This is a genomic window from Gracilimonas tropica DSM 19535, from assembly GCF_000375425.1.
Taxonomy (GTDB): domain Bacteria; phylum Bacteroidota; class Rhodothermia; order Balneolales; family Balneolaceae; genus Gracilimonas; species Gracilimonas tropica.
Window position 1 is genome coordinate 1 of record NZ_AQXG01000047.1, and the last position, 1,200, is coordinate 1,200.

The 1,200-nt window shown below is 40.6% G+C and carries 1 protein-coding gene and 1 tRNA gene; both read left to right on the forward strand.

The annotated features are described in order from the left end of the window. Positions 1-20: 20 nt before the first annotated feature. Positions 21-94 (forward strand) — tRNA-Ile (locus B151_RS0117530). A gap of 226 nt (positions 95-320) precedes the next feature. After that, positions 321-1,200: tyrosine-type recombinase/integrase (locus tag B151_RS19225; RefSeq protein ID WP_040517265.1), on the forward strand; the 880-nt coding region annotated here is incomplete at its 3' end.

Consider the following 1,200-nt stretch of genomic DNA (forward strand, 5'->3'; position numbering starts at 1 on the left):
TCGTCGTTTAATTAACTAAAGGGCCCGTAGCTCAGTTGGTTAGAGCAGTCGACTCATAATCGATTGGTCGCAGGTTCAAGTCCTGCCGGGCCCACAATTATTGAGAGGGTGTAAAAACCCTCTCAATTCCCTTCTAAGCCAAAAAAAGCCTAATTACTTACACTAAGTAAGCGAACGCAAAGGAACGAAAGTGTACACTTTTATTCCCCTACATTCCCAACTACTATGTACACTACTATGTACAATTTTGGAATGCCCGTTCGCAAAGGCTGCTGAATTTAGAGTTCGCTTACCGAACTTTAATTCAGAAGGCTCCTACTATGGCATTTCTTATCAAGCGCGGTAAATACTACTATGTAAATTTTTACTCTGAAGAACTGGGTAAAAAGAATGTTCGGAAATCATTGGGCACCCGACACAAGGATGTTGCTCAGAAAATGGTAACCGAACTCGAAAAACTGGAATCGTTAGGCAAGATCAATCCCTTTTCCAAAGGATTTAATCCCAAGAAGGTGTTGCAAAGGAACACCAGTGATGAAAGCACTGACTGTAACACGGTTAGTGAATCCATTGAATTATTCTATAAGTCAAAGAATCACCTCTCTCCGGCAACCATTGGAGCCTACCAACGAGCTTTAGATCATTTTGTGGAATTAAATGAGTTATCCGATGTCCACCCGACCAATGTGTTAAGCTATCATTTTGAAAATGTGATTTTCAAAAAAGGTATCACCTCTGCTACAAGGCACTACTATTTCCGGCACTTCCGGTCTTGGTGGAAGTTTTTGCTAAAAAAGAAGATCGTAGAGAAGAACTACTTTCCAACTATCAGGCAGGATTTACCAAGAATCAGAGAAAATACCCGGCCAAAAATGATTTCTGAGGAAGAACTTGGAATTCTTTTTAAGAAATTCGATGAAGAATTAGAACGCAAGAAAGACTTGCCCGAATTTGACCCAAATTTGGTTCAGCACTGGTTCAAACCAATTGTGGCTTTGTATTTCTATGGTGGACTCCGTAAGCATGAGGCGGCTTATGATCCTGAACTTTCGTACTCCGGACTGAAAGGTGAAAACCTGACTTATGAAGATGGAGAGCTGAGCTATATTTCACTACCGCCTACAAAAGGCCGAAAAGAAAGACTAATTCCCATCATTAAAGAATTGAAAAAGGAACTGGATGCTTATCTAAAGATTCGTG